General features: G+C 52.5%; 2 tRNA genes and 2 rRNA genes (1 of these 4 cut by a window edge). All 4 read right to left on the reverse strand.

From position 1 onward, the window contains the following. Positions 1-231: 231 nt before the first annotated feature. Positions 232-307 (reverse strand) — tRNA-Thr (locus AN964_RS21720). Between the two features lie 156 nt (positions 308-463). Continuing rightward, positions 464-539: transfer RNA gene (locus tag AN964_RS21725), tRNA-Val, on the reverse strand. 9 nt (positions 540-548) lie between these two features. After that, positions 549-665, reverse strand: a 5S ribosomal RNA gene (gene rrf / locus AN964_RS21730). Between the two features lie 66 nt (positions 666-731). Then, positions 732-2,500 (reverse strand): 23S ribosomal RNA (locus AN964_RS21735); it runs 1,166 nt beyond the window's last position.

Genomic DNA, 2,500 nt, shown 5'->3' on the forward strand with positions numbered 1-2,500 from the left:
GAAGGACTCGAACCTTCGACCCTCTGATTAAAAGTCAGATGCTCTACCGACTGAGCTAATGGCTCTTATTTTTAGTTATAAGAACGGATTTTATATTGCTTTCTACCAAAGTGCATCTACGACGTCCAGCTTTCAGTAAGCCTATTCAAGTAGCAGCTCAAGCTGTACGCTGATGCATCGCTTCGTAGCTTACTCGATCGTGCTCTACCGACTGAGCTAATGGCTCGGAAATGGTGCCGGCCAGAGGACTTGAACCCCCAACCTACTGATTACAAGTCAGTTGCTCTACCAATTGAGCTAGGCCGGCATTATTAAGATATAACCTGCTGATATGTTAGTGCATATAACCGTCGTCCCGATTTCAGAAAGCTTACTCAAGATGTGGTTCAATCGGTACGCTGAAGCATCGCTTCGAAGCTTAATCGGGCGTGCTCTACCAATTGAGCTAGGCCGGCATTTTATATGGTGGAGGATGACGGGATCGAACCGCCGACCCCCTGCTTGTAAGGCAGGTGCTCTCCCAGCTGAGCTAATCCTCCATTATGTAAGCCTGGCAACGTCCTACTCTTGCAGGGGGAGAGCCCCCAACTACCATCGGCGCTGAGAAGCTTAACTTCCGTGTTCGGGATGGGAACGGGTGTGACCTTCTCGCCATAATTACCAGACAATATGAGGTTATTCCCTCAAAACTAAATACTGTAGAAGAAAGAAGTAAAGAGAATCGCGCTATTTTGGTTAAGTCCTCGATCGATTAGTATTCGTCAGCTCCATGTGTCGCCACACTTCCACCTCGAACCTATCAACCTGATCATCTTTCAGGGATCTTACTAGCTTGCGCTATGGGAAATCTCATCTTGAGGGGGGCTTCATGCTTAGATGCTTTCAGCACTTATCCCTTCCGCACATAGCTACCCAGCGATGCCTTTGGCAAGACAACTGGTACACCAGCGGTGCGTCCATCCCGGTCCTCTCGTACTAAGGACAGCTCCTCTCAAATTTCCTACGCCCACGACGGATAGGGACCGAACTGTCTCACGACGTTCTGAACCCAGCTCGCGTACCGCTTTAATGGGCGAACAGCCCAACCCTTGGGACCGACTACAGCCCCAGGATGCGATGAGCCGACATCGAGGTGCCAAACCTCCCCGTCGATGTGGACTCTTGGGGGAGATAAGCCTGTTATCCCCGGGGTAGCTTTTATCCGTTGAGCGATGGCCCTTCCATGCGGAACCACCGGATCACTAAGCCCGACTTTCGTCCCTGCTCGACTTGTAGGTCTCGCAGTCAAGCTCCCTTGTGCCTTTACACTCTACGAATGATTTCCAACCATTCTGAGGGAACCTTTGGGCGCCTCCGTTACTCTTTAGGAGGCGACCGCCCCAGTCAAACTGCCTGCCTGACACTGTCTCCCACCCCGATCAGGGGTGCGGGTTAGAATTTCAATACAGCCAGGGTAGTATCCCACCGACGCCTCCACCGAAGCTGGCGCTCCGGCTTCAAAGGCTCCTACCTATCCTGTACAAGCTGTACCAAAATTCAATATCAGGCTGCAGTAAAGCTCCACGGGGTCTTTCCGTCCTGTCGCGGGTAACCTGCATCTTCACAGGTACTATAATTTCACCGAGTCTCTCGTTGAGACAGTGCCCAGATCGTTACGCCTTTCGTGCGGGTCAGAACTTACCTGACAAGGAATTTCGCTACCTTAGGACCGTTATAGTTACGGCCGCCGTTTACTGGGGCTTCAATTCAGAGCTTCGCTTACGCTAACCCCTCCTCTTAACCTTCCAGCACCGGGCAGGCGTCAGCCCCTATACTTCGCCTTGCGGCTTCGCAGAGACCTGTGTTTTTGCTAAACAGTCGCCTGGGCCTATTCACTGCGGCTCTCTCGGGCTTGCACCCTACCAGAGCACCCCTTCTCCCGAAGTTACGGGGTCATTTTGCCGAGTTCCTTAACGAGAGTTCTCTCGCTCACCTTAGGATTCTCTCCTCGCCTACCTGTGTCGGTTTGCGGTACGGGCACCTTTCACCTCACTAGAGGATTTTCTTGGCAGTGTGGAATCAGGAACTTCGGTACTATATTTCCCTCGCTATCACAGCTCCGCCTTCACGGTTACGGGATTTGCCTCGTAACCAGCCTAACTGCTTAGACGCACATAACCAGCAGTGCGCTTACCCTATCCTCCTGCGTCCCCCCATCGTTCAAACGGTGAAGAGGTGGTACAGGAATATCAACCTGTTGTCCATCGCCTACGCCTTTCGGCCTCGGCTTAGGTCCCGACTAACCCTGAGCGGACGAGCCTTCCTCAGGAAACCTTAGGCATTCGGTGGAAGGGATTCTCACCCTTCTTTCGCTACTCATACCGGCATTCTCACTTCTAAGCGCTCCACTAGTCCTTCCGGTCTAGCTTCACCGCCCTTAGAACGCTCTCCTACCACGGACACCTGCCAGGTGTCCATCCACAGCTTCGGTGATACGTTTAGCCCCGGTACATTTTCGGCG

The organism is Heyndrickxia shackletonii (genome assembly GCF_001420715.1).
Classification (GTDB): Bacteria; Bacillota; Bacilli; order Bacillales; family Bacillaceae_C; genus Margalitia; species Margalitia shackletonii.